General features: G+C 30.8%; 20 protein-coding genes and 4 pseudogenes. 18 read left to right on the top strand and 6 right to left on the bottom strand.

All coding sequences use genetic code 11. From position 1 onward, the window contains the following. Window positions 1–10: 10 nt before the first annotated feature. From ACZZZT_RS02575 to ACZZZT_RS02530, 10 genes and pseudogenes are all read left to right on the top strand, one after another. Window positions 11–349 (top strand): hypothetical protein, encoded by a 339-nt coding sequence (locus ACZZZT_RS02575; RefSeq protein WP_463459312.1) that lies wholly within the window; start codon window positions 11–13, stop codon window positions 347–349. A gap of 249 nt (window positions 350–598) precedes the next feature. Further along, window positions 599–2277: pseudogene (locus tag ACZZZT_RS02570) on the top strand (DUF6909 family protein). Between the two features lie 8 nt (window positions 2278–2285). After that, complete coding sequence (locus ACZZZT_RS02565; protein ID WP_073394450.1) at window positions 2286–3278, top strand: hypothetical protein; 993 nt, start codon at window positions 2286–2288, stop codon at window positions 3276–3278. A 26-nt stretch (window positions 3279–3304) separates the two neighbouring features. Next, a complete protein-coding gene (locus ACZZZT_RS02560; protein ID WP_463459311.1) occupies window positions 3305–4045 on the top strand; it encodes a lipopolysaccharide biosynthesis protein in 741 nt (246 codons plus the stop codon). Further along, a complete protein-coding gene (locus ACZZZT_RS02555; protein ID WP_463459310.1) occupies window positions 4027–4608 on the top strand; it encodes an MATE family efflux transporter in 582 nt (193 codons plus the stop codon). Before ACZZZT_RS02560 ends, ACZZZT_RS02555 begins: the two co-directional genes overlap by 19 nt. A 42-nt stretch (window positions 4609–4650) precedes the next feature. Next, window positions 4651–5046: a glycosyltransferase family 2 protein gene (locus tag ACZZZT_RS02550; protein ID WP_463462370.1), complete on the top strand. Its 396-nt coding sequence runs from the start codon at window positions 4651–4653 to the stop codon at window positions 5044–5046. A 38-nt stretch (window positions 5047–5084) separates the two neighbouring features. Continuing rightward, window positions 5085–5636 carry a hypothetical protein gene (locus ACZZZT_RS02545; protein WP_463459309.1) on the top strand — a complete coding sequence of 184 codons (552 nt, stop codon included), beginning with the start codon at window positions 5085–5087 and terminating at the stop codon, window positions 5634–5636. Between the two features lie 47 nt (window positions 5637–5683). Beyond that, window positions 5684–6259, top strand: a complete 576-nt coding sequence (locus tag ACZZZT_RS02540; protein ID WP_463459308.1) for a hypothetical protein — start codon at window positions 5684–5686, stop codon at window positions 6257–6259. Beyond that, the gene (locus tag ACZZZT_RS02535) at window positions 6256–6711 is read left to right on the top strand and encodes a hypothetical protein (RefSeq protein ID WP_463459307.1); all 456 of its coding nucleotides are present in this window, start codon (window positions 6256–6258) and stop codon (window positions 6709–6711) included. Before ACZZZT_RS02540 ends, ACZZZT_RS02535 begins: the two co-directional genes overlap by 4 nt. Before the next feature lie 288 nt (window positions 6712–6999). Further along, window positions 7000–7986: an O-antigen ligase family protein gene (locus ACZZZT_RS02530; protein WP_463459306.1), complete on the top strand. Its 987-nt coding sequence runs from the start codon at window positions 7000–7002 to the stop codon at window positions 7984–7986. Here the strand turns inward: ACZZZT_RS02530 and ACZZZT_RS02525 are convergent. Next, window positions 7922–8563 (bottom strand): glycosyltransferase, encoded by a 642-nt coding sequence (locus tag ACZZZT_RS02525; RefSeq protein ID WP_463459305.1) that lies wholly within the window; start codon window positions 8561–8563, stop codon window positions 7922–7924. The two genes, ACZZZT_RS02530 and ACZZZT_RS02525, sit on opposite strands and share 65 nt — an antisense overlap. A gap of 80 nt (window positions 8564–8643) precedes the next feature. Beyond that, window positions 8644–9030, bottom strand: coding sequence for a glycosyltransferase (locus ACZZZT_RS02520; protein ID WP_463459304.1), 387 nt, complete (start codon window positions 9028–9030; stop codon window positions 8644–8646). Between the two features lie 166 nt (window positions 9031–9196). Here ACZZZT_RS02520 and ACZZZT_RS02515 point away from each other — a divergent pair, with 166 nt between their 5' ends. The 4 genes and pseudogenes from ACZZZT_RS02515 to ACZZZT_RS02500 all read left to right on the top strand — a co-directional run bounded on the left by ACZZZT_RS02515 (window position 9197) and on the right by ACZZZT_RS02500 (window position 12378). Further along, entirely contained in the window at window positions 9197–10180 is a 984-nt protein-coding gene (locus tag ACZZZT_RS02515) for a UDP-glucuronic acid decarboxylase family protein (RefSeq protein WP_318801339.1), read from the top strand. Window positions 10181–10244: 64 nt separating this feature from the next. Further along, window positions 10245–11171: a hypothetical protein gene (locus ACZZZT_RS02510; protein WP_463459303.1), complete on the top strand. Its 927-nt coding sequence runs from the start codon at window positions 10245–10247 to the stop codon at window positions 11169–11171. A gap of 26 nt (window positions 11172–11197) precedes the next feature. Further along, a pseudogene (locus tag ACZZZT_RS02505) lies at window positions 11198–11611 on the top strand (sugar transferase); the annotation flags it as partial. Then, the gene (locus ACZZZT_RS02500; RefSeq protein ID WP_463459302.1) at window positions 11611–12378 is read left to right on the top strand and encodes a glycosyltransferase family 2 protein; all 768 of its coding nucleotides are present in this window, start codon (window positions 11611–11613) and stop codon (window positions 12376–12378) included. The pseudogene ACZZZT_RS02505 and the gene ACZZZT_RS02500, both read left to right, overlap by 1 nt. Before the next feature lie 141 nt (window positions 12379–12519). On the opposite strand, the gene ACZZZT_RS02495 is transcribed toward ACZZZT_RS02500, so the two are convergent. Together ACZZZT_RS02495 and ACZZZT_RS02490 are read right to left on the bottom strand one after the other, a co-directional pair. Continuing rightward, the gene (locus ACZZZT_RS02495) at window positions 12520–13047 is read right to left on the bottom strand and encodes an ORF6N domain-containing protein (RefSeq protein WP_463459301.1); all 528 of its coding nucleotides are present in this window, start codon (window positions 13045–13047) and stop codon (window positions 12520–12522) included. A 39-nt stretch (window positions 13048–13086) separates the two neighbouring features. Next, a pseudogene (locus ACZZZT_RS02490) lies at window positions 13087–14395 on the bottom strand (phenylacetate--CoA ligase family protein). A gap of 136 nt (window positions 14396–14531) precedes the next feature. On the opposite strand from ACZZZT_RS02490, the gene purD reads away from it, so the two are divergent. Continuing rightward, window positions 14532–15806: a phosphoribosylamine--glycine ligase gene (purD, locus tag ACZZZT_RS02485; protein ID WP_463459300.1), complete on the top strand. Its 1275-nt coding sequence runs from the start codon at window positions 14532–14534 to the stop codon at window positions 15804–15806. Here purD and ACZZZT_RS02480 read toward each other — a convergent pair. Then, window positions 15798–16049, bottom strand: a complete 252-nt coding sequence (locus tag ACZZZT_RS02480) for a DUF6341 family protein (protein ID WP_463462369.1) — start codon at window positions 16047–16049, stop codon at window positions 15798–15800. The two genes, purD and ACZZZT_RS02480, sit on opposite strands and share 9 nt — an antisense overlap. A gap of 117 nt (window positions 16050–16166) precedes the next feature. On the opposite strand from ACZZZT_RS02480, the gene ACZZZT_RS02475 reads away from it, so the two are divergent. Further along, complete coding sequence (locus ACZZZT_RS02475) at window positions 16167–17096, top strand: DUF6427 family protein (protein ID WP_073394460.1); 930 nt, start codon at window positions 16167–16169, stop codon at window positions 17094–17096. Here ACZZZT_RS02475 and upp read toward each other — a convergent pair. After that, complete coding sequence (upp, locus tag ACZZZT_RS02470) at window positions 17091–17744, bottom strand: uracil phosphoribosyltransferase (protein ID WP_073394461.1); 654 nt, start codon at window positions 17742–17744, stop codon at window positions 17091–17093. The two genes, ACZZZT_RS02475 and upp, sit on opposite strands and share 6 nt — an antisense overlap. A 111-nt stretch (window positions 17745–17855) precedes the next feature. Between upp and ACZZZT_RS02465 the strand changes: the two genes are divergently transcribed. Next, entirely contained in the window at window positions 17856–18461 is a 606-nt protein-coding gene (locus tag ACZZZT_RS02465; protein ID WP_042564958.1) for a DUF4254 domain-containing protein, read from the top strand. 36 nt (window positions 18462–18497) lie between these two features. Next, window positions 18498–19504, top strand: a pseudogene (locus ACZZZT_RS02460) (glycosyltransferase family 9 protein). Window positions 19505–19560 lie beyond the last annotated feature (56 nt).

Genomic DNA, 19560 nt, shown 5'->3' with positions numbered 1-19560 from the left:
GTTTATATTTATGAAATATAAATATTATTTAAGACCGGGATATAAATCTCAAGATCTGTTAATTGAGATATTTAGTGGTGCCGAAGGCGAATGTTTTCTCACAGACCTATTAGATTCAATTTCAGAAATAAATCCAAAAGTTGATAAAATGAATGACCTTTGGATGAATGATGAAATTGAGATAGAAGTTAGCTCAGATATTGGTTTATTCTATGTTTCGAAAGACATTTGGGATCTGGCTTTTATAATGTCAGATAATAATCAGGAATGTATCAACAAGATAAATTTGATTTTACTAAAAGATAAAAATTTCCATAAAACAGAAGTTAACTTCGAGGATTATAAATAACAATACAATAATAAATAGTTTAAAATTATCAAAATAAGAGCGATAATTTGAAATAGAAAACTTAAGATAAATTCTTCTTCTAAATTTTTTAAATTACAGATAATAAATTACTTACCATAAAATTATATTGTAATAACAGTTTAGTAATAATGATGTTTTGCAGAGTTAACGTTTTTAATTCCTATTTTCGCTAAAATTAATAATACTCAGATTAATCTTCTAAAACGGAAGATTTTTAAAATATAAAGCATGAAAGAAACCAAACATATATCAAGATCAAGAGCGCAGGAATCATCTGCAGCAATTGAAAAAATGTACATAACAATGCGCCACTTATTCAACCGTGGTTTTTATAAACCTATGGGAGTTTCGGGGGATAGTTTACGTGAATCATTATTGGCCTTGCGTCCGGAAATTTACGGAAACATTGGTGAAGAAAAAGTAGAACTTAATGGTCTTCTATATGTTATAGAACGTCTTCCGATAGGAATTGAACAATGCCGATTTATTAATTTAACTTCAGATGAAGGATATTCTAAATCACATTTTCAGGCCATTGTTCCTCCAAAAGAAGAAGAAATTGTTATCGAATTGATGAGGAACAAATGAATGTTGAAATCACCCGAGGACGATCTGACATTTATGATATTTTGACGCATTTGACTTTTATTTTTATCGAATCGCACAAAATAAAAAACAGAGTTTTATTGGATGATGGTGGTGAAGTTTCACGCGATTGGATGAAATTGGAACAAGCTGTATTACAGACAAAAAAACTTTCTTTAATAGAAAAAGAAAAAGCAATCTCGCATGTTGCCAATATTTTAGGAAGAACATTTGAAGAAGTTCTGGATATTTATGATGCTTTTGGATCAGAAAATGCTCCGGATCGTTTTCTGCACGTTATTTATTGGTTAGGAAAACTAGCGATAGAAGAAATGATCGATAATAACAAACGTACAATCACTTTTAGTCCTGTTTTAAGAGAACGTCTTGGACATCATATTCATGGTGAAATCTGGGCAACAAATATCAAGGAAGTTTTAAAAGCGAATAACCTTTTAAAGCGTCCAATTCATGTGATAAGTGCGAATATGCACAGTGTAATGAATTCGATTTTTGCAACTCCGTTGTTGAAAACGAAATTCAAGGACAAATCTGATTTCTTTATTTATGAAGAACTAAGCAAGTCTGGCGCAAAAGAACTTAGAGCACATGTTGAAGAACTGGCGTTGAAAAATGGAATGATTTCTTTACCGGATAGTTCAGGAACAAATATCGATGTTCAAATTTTTGACACGGCCAAAATCGACTGGTCAAAAACGGCATTTTCGTATGGAAATATAGATGAAGAAAAACCGGTAATCATTGTAATGGATTATGCATTTGGCGAGCAGGCTTATGAAACTATCGACGAGCTTTTAAAACCGTATAAAAAAGAAACGTTACTAAATGTAAAATCAGTTTCGATAATGGGTAAAGCCGGAATCCTGGAAGGCGGAAAAGGCGACATTATGATTCCGTCTGCGCATATAAATGAGGGAACGGCAGATAATTATTTCTTCGAAAATGAATTAACAGGCGCTATGTTTGAAGGAAATGACATTGCTGTTTTTGAAGGCGCAATGGTTACTGTTTTAGGAACATCATTGCAAAACAGAGATTTGCTAAAATTCTTTCATGAGTCGACCTGGGGAGTAATTGGTCTTGAAATGGAAGGTTCTTATTATCAAAAAGCAATACAATCGGCATCAAAAATCAGAAAAAGTGTACCGCATGATATCAAAGTTCGCTATGCTTATTATGCTTCAGATAACCCGTTGGAAACCGGAAGTACACTTGCTTCGGGTGGATTAGGAACAACCGGTGTAAAACCAACTTATTTGATTACTATTAAAATTTTGGAACAAATTTTCAACGTAAAATAAAAACTTAAATGAGTACAAAAGTACCCGAAAATACCACAGATCAGGAAATTGATATTTTTCAGCTTTCAAAAAGTATTGGTAATTTTTTTGATAGAATTAATGCTGCAATTTTTCAGTCGATTCAATTTTTTGTTCGAAACTGGGTTGTTGTTTTGATTTTGCTTATAGTTGGTTTTGGTTTTGGATGGTACTTAGATTCTAATAAAAAATCATTTGAAAATCAGGTAATTGTTACACCAAATTTTGGAAGTGTTGATTATTTGTATGCTAAAATCGATTTAATTCAATCTAAGGTTATTTCTGGAGATGCTTCTTTCTTAAAAAATGTGGTAGGAATTTCAGATCCAAAATTAATTAAGAAAATAGAGATTAAACCTGTTGCCGACGTTTATAAATTTATTGAAGACAAAGAGCAAAACTTTGAACTTATAAAATTAATGGCTGAGGTTGGCGAAGTAAAAAAAGTTTTAGAAGATAATGTAACGAGTAAAAACTATACTTTTCATACAATTTCTTTCGTTTCAGATGAAGCTATAAATGAAAAAGAAGTGGTTGAACCGTTGATGAAATATTTGAATGATTCTGAATATTTTGCCGCAATTCAAAAAATAGGATATAAAAATCTGGAACAGCAAATTGCTCAAAACGATACGATATTGCTGCAGATAGACAATGTTTTAAACGGATTTTCGAATAAAGTAAAAGGAGGCTCAAACAACGACAAACTGATTTATTACAACGAAAATTTACAGCTAAACGACATTATAAAAACCAAACAAAAATTAGTTACAGATCAGGGAGAAAACAGATTAAAATTAATAAGTTTTGACAAAACCATTAGAGAAATTAATTCGACGCTTAACATAAATGATAATAAAATTACAAACGGCAGATTTAAATTTTTGTTTCCGGTTTTCTTCATATTTATTTTTGTCCTTATCAGCTTATTTTCTAAATTTTACAGTAAACAGCAGAGAATTCATAATACAAAATCAATTTAAAGGATATTCTCTTTAACATACACCAATTGAAAATCAATATCATATTTGAGAAATTATCTCGAAATCCATTTTTAAAACAAAGTTTTGCCACTTTGCTTTTAAGGGTTTTTGGAGTTCTCTTGTTGTTTGGTTTTACGGTTCTTCTAACCAAATCTTACAGCCCAAAATTAGTAGGGCAATATGATTTTGCAAGATCGTTTTTGATATCGGTTAGCAGTATTTGTATGTTGGGCTTTGATCAGTCCATTTTATATTTTAAAGGGAAATTAGCCAGTGACAATGCGATTTCAGAATTGAAAAAGATTTATGCTAAAATGGTAAAGATGCTTTTTGCAACTTCTGTACTTGCATTTATTATAATTCTAATGATCGATGACGAAATAGTGAATGGTTATTTTAGTGATTCTGAGGTATATCTTATTTTTCTAAAAGGTGCTGCAACCTTATTTTTTTACGGCCTTTCAATATTAAATACAGAAGTCATAAGAGCTTTAGATAAACTCTACATTGCAGAATTATTCAGAAACATTCTCAAATATATACCGCTCATAATAGGTTCTATCGTTTTGCTTTACTGGAATAAAGAAAACTATTTGGTTGATGTTTTCTTTTGGGGATTTGTTTTATTAGCAATAGTGAGTTCAGCATTGGTTTTACATTATTTTAGAAAAGTAAAAATTGTAAAAACAGCTTACAGTATTTCTAGTAAAGAAATTTTTTTAAATCATATCCAATTGCCATTAGCAGCATGGCTATGTTTTTATTAATGTGTTTTGATATTATGTTTTTAAAAAAGTACCGTAATGATGAAACAGTTGCCTTTTATTCTATTGGAGTCAAATTAATGACTATTGTTTCTGTAGTTATTTTGTCAATCAACATTACGATTTCGGCTAAAATTTCAGAATATTTTTCAAGTGAGAACAAAGTAGAACTAACAAAAACATTAAGAAATAGCTCGCGTTTAATTTTCGGAATTACAGTTCCGGTAATTATTGCAATGTGCATTTTTTCAGAAAATATTCTGAACTTTTTTGGCCATCAATATGTGGTCGCCCAACAGGCATTTTTAATTTTAATAATAGGTCAGGGAATTTGTTCTGCATTTGGAGCCGCTCCTGTTTATCTAAATATGACGGGAAGACAGCATGCTTTTCAGGTTATTTTGATAATCGCTGTTATAATTAATTTTATGATGAATCGATTTTTAATTCCTGTTTATGGCATGAACGGTGCCGCAATTGCGTTTGTTTCCAGCTCTTTTTTCTGGAATTTTATGGTTGCGATAATCATTTATAAAAAAGATAAAATAATAGTTTTTTTGAATTAAAATGAAGGAAATGAGTAATCAGGAAAAAGCTGTTTTTTTAGCATTATTATTCCAGTTTATAATGTTGAGGATTATCTAAACCAATGTTTAGATAGTATTTTATGCCAGACCTATTCTAATTATGAAATTGTTTTGGTTAATGACGGTTCTACAGATTCTTCTTTTCAAATTTGCCAAAAATACCAGCAAACTTCATCACACATAATATTAATTAATAAAGAAAACGGAGGTTTATCAGACGCCAGAAATAAAGGTTTATTAGCGTCAAAAGGCGATTATATTATTTTTGCAGACAGCGATGATTACTGGTCAGGAGATTCTGTTTTAAGGGATTTGAATAATCTGATCGAAGAATCAAATCCGGATTTGATTATTCATGAAGAAAGCCGTTTTTTTCTGAGCAGGATGTGCATTGCAAGTACAACCAGCGATTTATAAAAAACAAAACCGGAAAAATAGAGGACGAAATAGTAAACTTGGTTTATTACGATTTGTATGTTGCATCTGCCTGGGATAAAGTAATTAGAAGGTCAATTTTAACAGATAATCAATTGTTTTTCCCCTTAGGGCGAAAATCTGAAGATATTGAATGGTGCGGCCGATTAATGCATTACATTGACACTTTTAGTATTTACTCTAAATCATTTTACATTTATCGTCAGGTTAGAAAAGGATCTATAACTACAAACGTAACCGAAAAACATATTGAAGATGTTTATTTTATGGTAAAAAATGGTTTAAATGCACCAAAAGCAAATTCTGAAAATATAAATCAGGCAATAGAAAATTATTGGGCTTTTAATTATGTTGTAATTTTAAAAGATTTTTATTTACTCTCTTCAAAAACGAGACATACTATTTGGAGAAATATAGTTTCCTGGAAGTATTTGCTTCAAAAAAAGCGAAATTTAAGAGTTGATAAAGTGGTAACTTTTTATCAATATTTACCTTTTACAGCATTGATACTTTTTTTAAACGGATATAGAATTAAAACAATTTTGTTCAAGAAATACAGAGCTTTAAAATAAAAGGATTTTAGTATGCAGAAAAATATAAAAAAAGCACCGCAGCATTTTTGCTTATTGCAATTGCCAATTTGGTTATTGCATGTACTGCTTTTTTTATTTTGCCACCCCGTTTTTTTTATGATGCAGCCATTATAGCCTATGATAAAGGAAATTTGATAGGATATTTAGGAAGTTATCCCCTTTCAATCTTATTCTATAAAATTTCAGGGTTCCGTTATTTGCCATTTCCCGTAATAGCGTTAATTCAATTCCCCGTTTTGATGTATGTTTTGTATAAAATTGGTATTCCCGATAGATTTGAAAAACTTAATGTCAAGAACATTTTGGTTTATATGGGAATTTTAATGATTGCCATTTTTATCTCAATGCCATCAAAAGAATTTATAACCTTTTTATACATAACGCCAATTGTTTTTTTGTGTATGAATGATGAGGTATCGCTAAAGAAAACAGTTGTATATACCATTTTAATCTTGTTGTTTTTTGGCGCAATTTTTCGTCCTTATTTTGCCTTAATTCCTATTATTGGCGGCGGAATGTATTTGCTTAGTTTGATAAGCTTTAAGAACAAAACGATAACAACAATTTTTTACGGTTTATTAATTGCCTTTTTTTATCATTGAGCCATGGTATTATAAAAGGAAAATATCTTTCAGAAATTAGTCGTGAATTGGTAAATAACGACCGGGTAGGTTCTGCAGATGCAAATTCTATGATTGTTTCGCCTGTAAAAACAGATACCTGGTATGGAGAAATGGTGAGTGTTTTTTACGGCTTTTTTACAGTTAATGTTCCTTTAAATGGGTTAAAATATATATTTTCTCCTCAAATAATAATCTTTATAATTTGGCAGCTTTTGTTGTTTTACATTTTATTTGTTCGCTTTTCTAAATGCCTAAAAGGGAGAAAAACGTATTCAAAAGAACTTCTGATTTTATTAATTCTTTTTTCCTTTTTTATTGTGCAGGGTGTATTCGAACCAGATTTAGGGACTGCTGTTCGACATAAAATAGGCATTTTTCCTTTAATTTATTTTGCGTTATACTATGAATCTTTCCGAAAAGAACTTCAATAAAATATTCCATGTTTTTTTATGTCTCATCGCTGTTGCGATGATTTTTAGAAAACCGTGTTCATTGCTTATAATTTTATTTGCTGTTTTTAATTTGGTTTTTATTCGAAAATTAAAATTCACCAAAACGAGCCTTATTTTAATGGCCTGTATTGCTTCACCTATATTGTTGGAGTTATTGTTTTTTGGAATAATGATTCTTTTACAAAAGGACTAAAAGCAATAGAAAAAAGCACTTCGTTATTATTGTTTCCAATTTTTATTATTGGTAATTATCAAAGAATTAATTTTTTGAGAATAACACAAATTTACAGCATTGCAACAACAATTTTAATGTTGTTGTTGTTTATCCGTTTTAATGTTATTTATCCCGAATTGATGAATAAATATCGTAACGGAATCGATTTATGGGAAATGGGATATCAATTTGCAGACAGTATTGGTATTCATGCTCCGGCTTTAAATATGCATTTGGCTTTTGTTTCGGTTTGTGCTTTGTTTTTTGTTTTTTATAGTATTAAAAATCAGGAAAAAAGAAGTTTTAAGATTATTCGATTAATTGTTTTTCTTTTATCGTTTTTCTTTGTGCTTTTTGTGAATACCAGAATAGCGTTGGTTAATGTTTTGGCAGGATTTGCGATTGTTTTCTTTCTTGAATTTAAATCAAAAATAAACGTAAAAAAAACGGCAATAATTTCAGCAATTGCTTTGATTTTATTGGGAAGTATTTTGTTTTTTTTCGTTCAGAAAAATCCATATATGAAAGAGAAATATTCTAAAACAACTTTTGCTTATATGGATAAAGTAGGGAAATTAGATGAAATTGATCATCCTGAAATTAAGGTTTTCAATTCTTTTGTAACCCGTCTTTCGATCTGGAAATCAGCTTGGGAATTGTCTGAAAAAAATCTTCCTTTCGGAGTTGGAGCGTCTGACGGAAAGCCGGAATTGGTTAAATATTACAAAGAAACCAATCAGCATTTTTTGGCTAAATATGAATTTCCAACACATAACCAGTTTCTTGATTTTTTATTAAAATTCGGAATTCTTGGGCCAATAGTAGCGTTGCTTTATATGTTTACGATTGGATTTTTAGGTTACGATTTAAAAAGTGCCATCATAATTTCATTTTTTATGATCTTTTTTACTTCAAATTTAACCGATGATTTTTTACTTCGTTTTGATGGAATAGCTTTCAGCGGATTATGGTTTTCTATTTTTGCAAGTTATTGGCTTCAGCAGAAAACGATTCTTGATAAAGGGCAAAAAGCTGCTTAAAATTTTGATTTGTATCAAATAAATCTTCGCATCTTTTTAATGCTTTTTTTCCAAAATCAGCTCTTGTTTTATTCTCTTTTAGAATTTCAAAATAATTTTCAAGTTCATCAATATTATCAAAAAGAAATCCTGTTTTATTATGTAAGACAATATCTTTATTACCAATAATATTGGTTGCTATAACTGGTTTTTCTAAAACCATTGCTTCTAATAATGCAATTGGTAAGCCTTCCCAAAGAGAGGTTTGGAGATAAATATCAATTGAATTTAAAGCTTCAAAAACAATATTTTTATCCATAATCCATCCGGTAATCTTAATATTTTCAGAAGTAATTAAATGGCTTAGTTCGCCATCGCCTATCCAGATAAAATTAAAATCCGGAAACTTTAGGGCAATATCATTAAATAATTTAGGGTTTCTTGCGGCTGTGATTCGGCCTAAAATGCCAACAGTTAATTTTGAGTTTTGATGAAGTAAAAAGTATTCACGAATAGGCGGAATATCTACACCATTTCTCACCAATTTTGAGGGGCCAATTTTTTTAGCAATTTCAAATTCGGTATCTCCACATGCCACAATTGTTCCGCCAAATAATCTCTGAAAACTTTTTTCAATGATCGAATATAATTTTCTGGAAGATTTTGAAATATCAGTTCTTAGAAAAGCATATCCGTGAGGCGTATAAAAAACTTTCTTTTTTTGAATAGGAAAAAATAGGCAATTCGACCTAAAACACCTGCTTTTGATGAATGAAGATGAATTACATCAGGGTTAATTTTCTTTAATTCTTTAATTAATTTAAAAATAGATTTTAAATCCTGAAAAGGAGAAATCTCCCGAACCATATTAAGATGAATCAGATTAACACCGTTTGAAAATTCAGAGTTTACTTTCTCAGAACTAATCCCTTTTCTATTACTGCTGTAGACAATAGTGGTTTCTACATTTTTACTTATTCCATGATCTCCAAAAAAATTAGACAAATCTCTAAAATAAGTATATACACCACCTTCTAGTGCTTCAACGACATGTACAACTTTCAAAATAATTAAATTTAGTTTAGTAAAAGTAGAATAAAGCAATTAATAATGAATTAAAAATTGAATCTCTCTTTGCATAAAAATTTAGTCAATTTAAAGGCAGGATATTTTATTACATTTGTGCATATTTGCAGAGATTATCAAAACCAATAGGTTAAATAAAACCATTATGAAAAGAATACTTATTACCGGAGCGGCAGGTTTTTTAGGATCGCATTTATGCGATCGATTTATTAAAGAAGGATATTATGTTATTGGTATGGATAATTTAATAACCGGTGATCTTAAAAACATCGAACATTTATTCAAATTAGAGCACTTTGAGTTTTACCATCATGACATCACTAAATTTGTTCATATTCCGGGAAATTTAGATTATATATTACATTTTGCTTCGCCTGCAAGCCCAATCGATTATTTAAAAATTCCGATTCAGACATTAAAAGTTGGATCATTAGGAACACATAATTTATTAGGTTTGGCCCGAGTTAAAAAAGCAAGAATTTTAATCGCTTCAACTTCTGAGGTTTATGGAGATCCTTTGGTTCACCCTCAAACGGAAGAATATTATGGAAACGTAAATACAATTGGACCAAGAGGAGTTTATGACGAAGCCAAACGTTTTCAGGAATCTATAACAATGGCTTATCATACTTTTCACGGTGTTGAAACCAGAATCGTTCGTATTTTTAATACTTACGGACCAAGAATGCGTCTCAACGACGGACGTGTAATTCCGGCATTTATAGGTCAGGCACTTCGTGGCGAAGATTTAACCATTTTTGGAGACGGAATGCAAACGCGTTCTTTCTGCTATGTTGATGATCAGGTTGAAGGTATTTTTAGATTGCTGCATTCTGATTATGTTTATCCGGTAAATATTGGAAATCCGGATGAAATCACAATTAAGGATTTTGCCGAAGAAATTATAAAACTTACAGGAACAAATCAAAAAGTGGTTTATCATCCGCTGCCAGTAAACGATCCGTTACAACGTCAGCCAGATACAACCAAAGCAAAAGAATTGTTAGGTTGGGAAGCAAAAGTAAGCCGTTCTGAAGGAATGAAAATCACATATGATTATTTTAGATCACTTTCAAAAGAAGAACTTTCAAAAGAAGAGCACAAGGATTTTTCGAATTATATAAAATAGCTATTATAAGTACGGCTATTTAAAATCACATGTGCAATAAAATGATTGTATAGAGGAACAAATTATGACAGTATTTCAAACAGGAAGATACTCAAAATATATCAGGCCAATTAGTATTTTAATTGATCTGACAATTATTACAGTATTAAGCTTTTTTATATTTAAAGAGCTAGTTTCAAATATGTTGGTTTTTGTTTTGTATCAATATATTGGCTGGGGTTTAATAGCTTTTTCAACACATTTTTATGATGTGTACAGATTTACAACTCCAATAGAAATTGCCGCAAAAATGCTAAGACAGGAAATTTTATTTCTTCTCGTTGTAATTGCATTTTTTCCTTTTTCGCCACAAGTGATTTTTAGCCAAACTGCCATTATAATATTTATAATGTTAGCTATATTATTGGTAACAATTTTTAAATTCTCATTGTTTTTTTATTTAAAAGAATACAGAATAATTACAGGAAGCAATTATCGAAGCGCTGTTATAATAGGTTTTACAGAAGAAGCAATTCGATTAAAAAACCTTTTTGAAACCAGAAAAGATTATGGATATCGATTTTTGGGATATTTTTCGGATAAGAAATCAGGCGAGAATATCACAGGAAAATTGACAGATTTAAAACCCTTTATAGTTGAAAACGAAGTAGATGAAATTTATTGTTCTTTAAATGAAGTATCAAACAAATATTTGAAAGATTTGATTGATTTTGCCGATGAAAATAATAAAACATTAAAGTTTATTCCAGATACAAAAGAGATTTTCTCAAAGAATCTAAAAATAGATTATTACGATTTTTTCCCTGTACTTTCGTTAAAGCAGACTATGCTTAATGAACCGGCAATACAAGTATTGAAACGTACTTTTGATGTTGTTTTCTCAATTTTAATTATTCTGTTTGTATTATCCTGGCTAGGTCCAATATTAGCAATTCTAATAAAATTAGAGTCTAAAGGCCCGGTTTTTTCACACAGGGAAGACCTGGATTAGGAGAAAATGAATTTGTATGTTATAAATTTCGCTCTATGCGAATTAATAAAACAACCGAAACAGAAGCTTCAAAAAATGATCCCCGAGTTACGGCAATTGGTCGTTTTATGAGAAAAACCAGCATAGATGAATTACCGCAATTTATTAATGTTTTAAAAGGAGATATGTCGGTCGTTGGACCAAGGCCACATCTTTGGTCGCAGAATAAAGAATACGGAAACAAAGTAAAAAAATATATGATTCGTCATTGTGTTAAACCCGGAATTACCGGATTGGCACAGGTTAGTGGTTTTAGAGGTGAAATCACAATAGAAAGAGACATGATTAACCGAATTAAATTTGATGTTTTTTATATCGAAAACTGGTCTCTTATTTTAGATTTGAAAATAATTCTTCAAACCGTAATCAATATTTTTAAAGGCGATAAAAAAGCATATTAATGAATGAATTAGTTTCAATTATAACGCCAACTTTTAATGCCGAAAAATTTATTCGGGCAACGATAGAATCTGTGCTAAATCAGAGTTATCAAAATTGGGAAATGATTTTGGTTGATGATGCTTCTACAGATGAAACTGTTTCGATCATAAAAGAATTTGCTCAAAAAGATAATCGGATAAAATTAACGGAGTTACCTAAAAATTCCGGAAATGGTTTTGCGAGAAACGTAGCTTTAGAAAAGGCAGTCGGGAAATATATTGCTTATTTAGATGCAGATGATTTGTGGTTTCCGATGAAGTTGGAAAATCAGATTCAGTTTTTAAAAGCCAACAATTTACCCTTTACTTTCAGTTTTTATGATTGTATAGATGAAGAAGGAAATTCTTTAAACAGGCGAGTTGAAGCGCCTTTAGAATTGACTTATCATCAATTGTTTTTTTGCAATTACGTTGGGAACTTAACCGCAATTTATGATGTAGATTTTTTCGGAAAAATTGTTATCGAAGCGACCCAAAAAAGACAAGACTGGCGATTATGGCTTACCATTTTAAAACAAATTGAAGTAACAAAGCCAGTACCGGAGATTTTAGCCCTTTACAGAATTAGGAAAGATTCCATATCCTCTTCAAAATTCAAATTGATAAAACACAATTTTGGAGTTTATAGAGATTTTCACGGATTCAATTTTGTGTTTTCTGTTTTGTTGATGACACGATTTTTATTTACTCAGTTGATTATTAAGCCTCGATATATAAAGAAGATTTAGTATTCTCTAAGGTCACAAATTGTGACCTTAGAGAAATCAGACCTTGTTTTTTAAATCTTGAAGTCGCAATTTGCGGCTTCAAGATTGTGATTTAATTCTTTAAGGTCGCAAATTGCGACCTTAGAAAATAGGACTTAAAAATTATTTATATCCAATTTTCACTCTTTCACTTTCATTTTCTTTTTTTTCTGTCAATTCATCCAAATAAGAAAAAACCAACTCTATATTTTTATCATGGTTCTCTAGTTTCTTTTGAATCTGAAGAATATCAACTTTAATTTCTGTTGTGTCCTGAAGCATTTGTCGCACTTTTGTGAAAATGCGCATAATTTGAATATTGGTTTGAATGGCTTTGTCACTTTTTAGCACACTTGACAACATTAAAACACCATGTTCAGTAAATGCAAAAGGCAAATATTTCAAGTTAGTTCCTCTGCCATTCTTCAAGGTCGCAATTTGCGACCTTGAAGAATTATATTCATTTTCAGTTAGTTGAAACATGAAATCTTCAGGAAATCGGGATAAATTCCTTTTTACCTGTTCATTTAATCGTTTAGTTTCGACTCCGTAAAGATTAGATAAATCACTGTCAAGCATCACTTTTTGACCACGGATAAAATATATTTTGTTTGAAATAGTTTCTTCAGAAAGTAAAGATTGATCGTCCATAAGTTTTAATTAAAAAACAAATGTAAGATTTTATTTATATTATAAATACGATTTGAATTGCTTTAGTTTACCACGATTGGTTCTTTCTAAAACATTTTTTCTCGTAAAAATGAAGCTCAAGTTTGGTTCAAGATATAGAGCGATTGCTTCTTTTATTTTTTGAATTTGTTCTGAATTTAATTGATTTTCAGAAACATATTCAATTTCAAAAGAATCTAATTTGGTTTGTTTGATAATAAATTCTTTTACATTTCCATCATCTTCAATGATGCTTTTTGTAACGTAATAAAATGTCAAGCCAGGAGATTTTTTCCGCTTGGTAAAATGGCAACATCGTTTGTTCTACCAACCAATTTTTTTAAGATTGGTTTTTGCGGAGTACTTTTTTCATCCAAAATTCCAATGTCTCCAATATCATATCTGATAAATGGATTTGCTTTATTGAAAAGAGAAGTAATTACAATTCGGCCTTCTTTTCCGTAAGGAAGAATCTGATTATTTTCGTCCAAAATTTCAACAAATAATGTTTCAGCATTTATTTGCCATTCGCCTTTTGTATTTTCAAAAGCAATCAAATCCAATTCTGAAGCTCCGTATTCATTGATAATTGGAATGCCGAATTGTTTTTCCAACAATATTTTATCCGATTCAAAAAGCATTTCCGAAGTAACAAAACAAGCTTTTAAAGTCGGACAAATTTCACGTAAAATGATATTTCTTTTTTCTAAAAATTTAGCAAACAAAACGATCGAACTTGTGTAACCATTGATATAATCGAATTTTTGCGTTTTAAATTTTCCCAGGAATTTTTCTAAAACTTCATCAGATAAATCAAAAACTGGAAAGCGAAAACGTCCGCTCAAAAAATCCTTAAAACGTTCTTTTTGGTATCCAATAAAATCCATTGGAATGCCGTAAAAACGCGCTTGGTACGAATGATTGAAATCAATATTAAACCATCCAAAACGCATAATATTCGATGCCCATGTCAGAGCGTGAGCATATTTATCTTTGGAAAAAACAAAAGGTGTTCCGCTAGATCCGGATGTTTTGTTGAGGTAAACGTTTTTTAAAGTATATCCTTTAGAAAGTCTTTCTGAAAGTGGTTTTTGTAAATTTTGTTTGTTTAAAATGGGTAAATTTTCCCATTTATAATCATTTTTATTTCCAACTAATTCCTGATAAAAAGAATTATTCTGTAAATGAAAATCAACAATTTCTCTTTTTTATCCTGAATGAATTTCGCATGTTCCTCAGTAGATAAATTCACAATTGATTCTAATTCGGCTTTTGCTTTCTTTATCGGAAAACCATTTAATTTTAAGGAAAGATCGAAAAGTGACAGCATTTTTTGAAGATAAATTTTCACCAAAAATAATATTTACCAATTACTAATATAGAAGAATCAACAACTTTTTAAGATTTAATTATTTTTTACGTACAAAAGCAATTATTTTTGCACCACAACTAAATACAACTATACCATGACAATTTTACTATTGGGATCAGGCGGAAGAGAACATGCTTTTGCGTGGAAAATGATTCAGAGTCCGCTTTGCGAAAAACTTTTTGTTGCACCGGGAAATGCGGGAACAGCTGCAATTGCTACAAATGTTGCAATGTCTCCAACCGATTTTGATGCCATAAAAGCATTTGTACTAAAAGAAAATGTAAAAATGGTTGTTGTAGGACCAGAAGATCCTTTGGTAAAAGGGATTTATGATTATTTTAAAAATGACGAAAGTTTACAACATATTCCGGTTATTGGACCATCAAAATTAGGTGCTCAATTAGAAGGAAGTAAGGAATTTGCTAAAGAATTCCTGATGAAACACAACATTCCAACGGCAGCTTACGACAGTTTTACTGCCGAAACTGTTGAAAACGGATGTAAATTTTTGGAAACATTACAACCACCATACGTTTTAAAAGCGGATGGTTTAGCAGCCGGAAAAGGAGTTTTGATTATTCAGGATCTTGAAGAAGCTAAAACTGAATTGAGAAACATGCTGGTTCACCAAAAATTTGGAGCAGCAAGTTCAAAAGTAGTTATTGAGGAATTTTTGGACGGAATCGAATTAAGCTGTTTTGTTTTGACAGATGGAAAAAGCTATAAAATTCTTCCAACTGCAAAAGATTACAAACGAATTGGAGAAGGCGATACAGGATTAAACACAGGCGGAATGGGAGCAGTTTCTCCAGTTCCTTATGTTGATGCTGTTTTGATGGAGAAAATTGAAACAAGAATCGTAAAACCAACAATTGAAGGTTTTCAAAAAGATGGAATCGAATATAAAGGTTTTGTTTTTATTGGTTTAATTAATGTAAAAAATGAACCAATCGTTATTGAATACAATGTAAGAATGGGAGATCCTGAAACTGAAGTTGTAGTGCCAAGATTAGAATCTGACTTGGTTGAATTATTCTTATCAGTTGCTAATCAGGAATTAGATTCTTTCGAATTAAAAGTAGATCCAAGAAGCGCAACTACAATTATGGTAGTTTCGGGCGGATATCCTGAAGATTTTGAAAAAGGAAAAATAATTACAGGATTAGAAAATATTACAGATTCTATTGTTTTTCATGCAGGAACAAAATTAGATGGCAAAAATGTCGTTAGTAATGGAGGACGTGTATTAACAGTAACATCTTATGGGGACGATTTCCAACAAGCCATAAAAAAATCTTATCAAAACATAGATAAACTAAATTTTGATAAGATGTATTTTAGAAAAGATATTGGCTTCGACTTACTTTAAAAAAGAGTGAGCTGTAGTATCTTGGTTTTCTGTTCCAGCGTCATCAAAAATGCGTAATTGTTTAATCCAATAAACGATTGCGCATGAGCAGATGATCATAAAAATCCAGTTAATTGTATTTGCACCAAACCATGTAACAAGTTCTAAGCGACGTAAAAAGTCAAGTGGAGCAAATAAAATGTTAACGAATAAGTATTGTATTCCTTCAAAAAAGCTGTCATAATTTCTAAAATTATATGTTATTTATTGTTGTGTAACGCATTGAAATCAAATTCAGATTATAGAATCTTTTTTCAACTTGTTGGTTTTACTTTTTAAACAAGTATTATATTTACAATCACAAAAGTATAAAATATCCTTATGATAACAAGTGTTTTTAGAAAATCTACGCCATTAAATTATTCGCTGGTCGTAATTTTAATACTGGTTTTCTTTTTTCTGTTTCAATTTCAGGAACCATCATGGATGAGTTCTTCATTTTTGGCGTTTCAGAAAATAAGTTTATTGTGCTTTATATTTGCTTCTTTTTTTCTGATAAATTTTATTGTAAAGAAGAACGGACTCAGTAAAGACAATGGTTACGCGATATTTTTTTACTTATTGTTTATATTGTTTTTCCCCACAATATTTAATAATGCAAATGTAGTATATGCCAACTTTTTTGTTTTGCTGGCACTTCGACGATTGATTTCTTTACAATCTTTAAAAGCTTCAAAAGAAAAAATATTTGATGCTTCTTTTTGGATTTTAATAGCTTCTTTATTTCAATTTTGGTCTATTCTTTTCCTTATATTGGTTTTTATATCGATTATTTTTCACGTTTCGCGCGATTATAGAAACTGGGTTTTGCCATTTATAGCACTTATGGCCGTTGCGGTTATCTTTTTACTGATCTCTTTAATCTTCCATATTAACGCAATTGAATTTTTTCAAAAACGCGCTGTGGTTGATTTTAATATTGATTATTTTAAAAACAATTACGAAAACGGAGCACTATCAATTTATGTTGCCGTGTCATTATTTTTTGTCGTTTCGATGTTAATGACTTTTTCAAACAGACCTCAAATTGTGCATTCTTCATACAAAAAAATCGTAGCCTGTTTTTTTATAGCGGCTTTTGTTTTCATTATTTCGCCAGATAAAAGCAACGATTTATTATTGTTCAGCATTGCTCCTTTAACAATGATGGCGGCAAGTTATGTCGAATATGTGCAGCAAAAATTAAACAGCGAAATTGTATTTTATACTTTAATTGCGTGTAGTTTATTTACTTTTTTCAGCCAATTATAATTTGCTGCCGTAAGCAAGATCACCGGCGTCGCCCAATCCCGGAACTATATAATTTTTTTCATTCAGTTTTTCATCGAGAGACGCAACCCAAAGATGACAATTGTCCGGAAGATTTTTTTCAAGATAAGCTACACCTTCCGGAGCTGCAATAACGACAACAATATGAATTTCGTTTGGAGTAGCATTCTGAACCAATTTTTCATGAACTGCCACTACTGATTGTCCCGTCGCCAACATGGGATCAAGAAGTAAAACTGTTTTATTATTGATATTTGAAACGGCTTGATATTCAACCCGAATTTCGAACTCATGATCGTTATTCGGATGATATCTGCAAGCAGAAACAAAACTATTTTCAGCATGATCAAAATAATTTAAAAAGCCATTATGCAATGGTAATCCGGCTCTTAATATTGAACATAAAACCAAATCATCATTAATTTCGGTAGTTTTTTTAATGCCAAGCGGCGTTTGAATATCTACATTTTTATATGACAAATTTTTGCTTAATTCATAAGCCATAATTTCGCCAATTCGTTCGATATTTTTTCTAAAACGCATACTGTCATTTTGAACATTTACATTTCTGATTTGACCCAAAAAATGATTTAAAACGCTATTATTTTCAGATATATAATGAATTTTCATGTGGAGTTTTTAGAATTATCAATGATTTGTGATACTAAAATGAAAAAACCAACGTTTTTTTCACAGCATAAAAGTATAAAAAGTATCTTTGCTTCTCTAATAATTAAAGACATGTTTTCAAAATTAGCATATTCTGTTTTCGAACAAAGCATCAAAGATTATCACCAGTTTGATAACGTTGATCAACCTATAAACAATCCATATTCTAAGGATAAATTCGAGCATTTATTATATTTAAAAAACTGGATTGACACAGTTCAATGGCATTTTGAAGATATTATTCGTGATCCGCAAATTGATCCGGTTGCTGCATTAACTTTAAAAAGAAGAATTGATGCTTCAAATCAGGAACGTACAGATATGGTGGAATATATTGACAGTTATTTTTTGCAAAAATACAGTGATGTAAAAGCAAAAGATGGTGCAAAAATCAATTCTGAAAGTCCGGCCTGGGCTTTTGACAGATTATCTATTTTGGCTTTAAAAATTTATCACATGAACGAAGAAGCTACTCGTGCTGAGGCTTCACAAGAACACAGAGATAAATGCCAGGAAAAATTAAACATTCTTTTAGAGCAAAGAAGCGATTTGTCTACAGCTATTGATGATTTGTTGGCAGACATCGAAAGTGGAGAAAAATTTATGAAAGTGTACAAACAAATGAAAATGTACAACGACGATGAATTAAATCCTGTTTTATATCAAAATAAAAAATAATTGGCAAAATTGTCCAATATTAAGCATATAGCCGTCATGAGACTTTCCGCAATGGGAGATGTCGCCATGACGGTTCCTGTTTTACGCGCTTTTGTAAAACAATATCCGGAAGTTAAACTAACAGTAATTTCACGTCCGTTTTTTAAACCCTTTTTTGAAGGAATTCCCAATCTGGATTTTTTTGCTTTTGATGAAAAAGAACGTCACAAAGGTTTCGGAGGACTTTTACGGTTGTTTCAGGATGTCCGGAAATTAAAAATTGATGCTTTTGCAGATCTTCATAATGTATTACGATCTAAAATTGTGAGTTTGCTTTTCGCTTTAAGCGGAAAAAAAGAGCCACTGTTGACAAAGGCCGTGAAGGAAAAAAAGAATTAACCCGGGCAGAAAATAAAACATTCAAACAATTACCTACAATGTTCGAAAGACATGCAAAGGTTTTTGAAGAACTTGGTTTTACTCTAGATTTATCTAATGCAACTTTCCCTGAAAAGGCAAATTTGAGTGTAGAAATTTTTGAAATTATTGGCGGTCAAAATCAAAAATTAATTGGAATTGCACCTTTTGCACAATATGATTCTAAAGTTTACCCTTTGGATTTAATGACTGAAGTTATTACAACTTTGGCACAAAACCAAGATTATAAAATTTTGCTTTTTGGCGGAGGAAAGAAAGAAATCCAAATATTAGATTCACTTTCACAACCATTTGAAAATGTAATAAACATTGCTGGAAAAATTAAATTTCAGCAGGAATTACAACTAATAAGCAATCTCGATGTAATGCTTTCTATGGATTCTGGCAATGCACATATTGCAGCAATGTTGGGCGTTAAAGTTATTACGCTTTGGGGCGCAACGCACCCTTATGCTGGATTTTTGCCGTTTAATCAAAGCTTGGAAAATGCTTTAACTTCAGACAGAAATCAATATCCGAAATTGCCAACATCTGTTTACGGAAATAAAATTGTTGAAGGTTACGAGGATGCTATGAGAACGATTTCTTCGAAGACTGTTGTTGAGAAGATTCAGCAGTTATTATAAATTCCAAAGAATTTCCCAAATAGAAATATCTAAAAAAAATTCCAAATTCCAACTTT

It is taken from the genome of Flavobacterium sp. AC274, from assembly GCF_979258275.1.
The sequence above is the reverse complement of the archived record's forward strand: the minus strand, read 5'-3'. Positions and strand labels throughout refer to the sequence as shown.

Coding starts and splice junctions, on each gene's coding strand:
- ACZZZT_RS02575 (WP_463459312.1), top strand. CDS start 11: ATGAAATATAAATATTATTTAAGACCGGGATATAAATCTCAAGATCTG.
- ACZZZT_RS02565 (WP_073394450.1), top strand. CDS start 2,286: ATGAGTACAAAAGTACCCGAAAATACCACAGATCAGGAAATTGATATT.
- ACZZZT_RS02555 (WP_463459310.1), top strand. CDS start 4,027: ATGGCTATGTTTTTATTAATGTGTTTTGATATTATGTTTTTAAAAAAG.
- ACZZZT_RS02515 (WP_318801339.1), top strand. CDS start 9,197: ATGAAAAGAATACTTATTACCGGAGCGGCAGGTTTTTTAGGATCGCAT.
- ACZZZT_RS02510 (WP_463459303.1), top strand. CDS start 10,245: ATGACAGTATTTCAAACAGGAAGATACTCAAAATATATCAGGCCAATT.
- ACZZZT_RS02500 (WP_463459302.1), top strand. CDS start 11,611: ATGAATGAATTAGTTTCAATTATAACGCCAACTTTTAATGCCGAAAAA.
- ACZZZT_RS02495 (WP_463459301.1), bottom strand. CDS start 13,047: ATGGACGATCAATCTTTACTTTCTGAAGAAACTATTTCAAACAAAATA.
- purD (WP_463459300.1), top strand. CDS start 14,532: ATGACAATTTTACTATTGGGATCAGGCGGAAGAGAACATGCTTTTGCG.
- ACZZZT_RS02475 (WP_073394460.1), top strand. CDS start 16,167: ATGATAACAAGTGTTTTTAGAAAATCTACGCCATTAAATTATTCGCTG.
- upp (WP_073394461.1), bottom strand. CDS start 17,744: ATGAAAATTCATTATATATCTGAAAATAATAGCGTTTTAAATCATTTT.
- ACZZZT_RS02465 (WP_042564958.1), top strand. CDS start 17,856: ATGTTTTCAAAATTAGCATATTCTGTTTTCGAACAAAGCATCAAAGAT.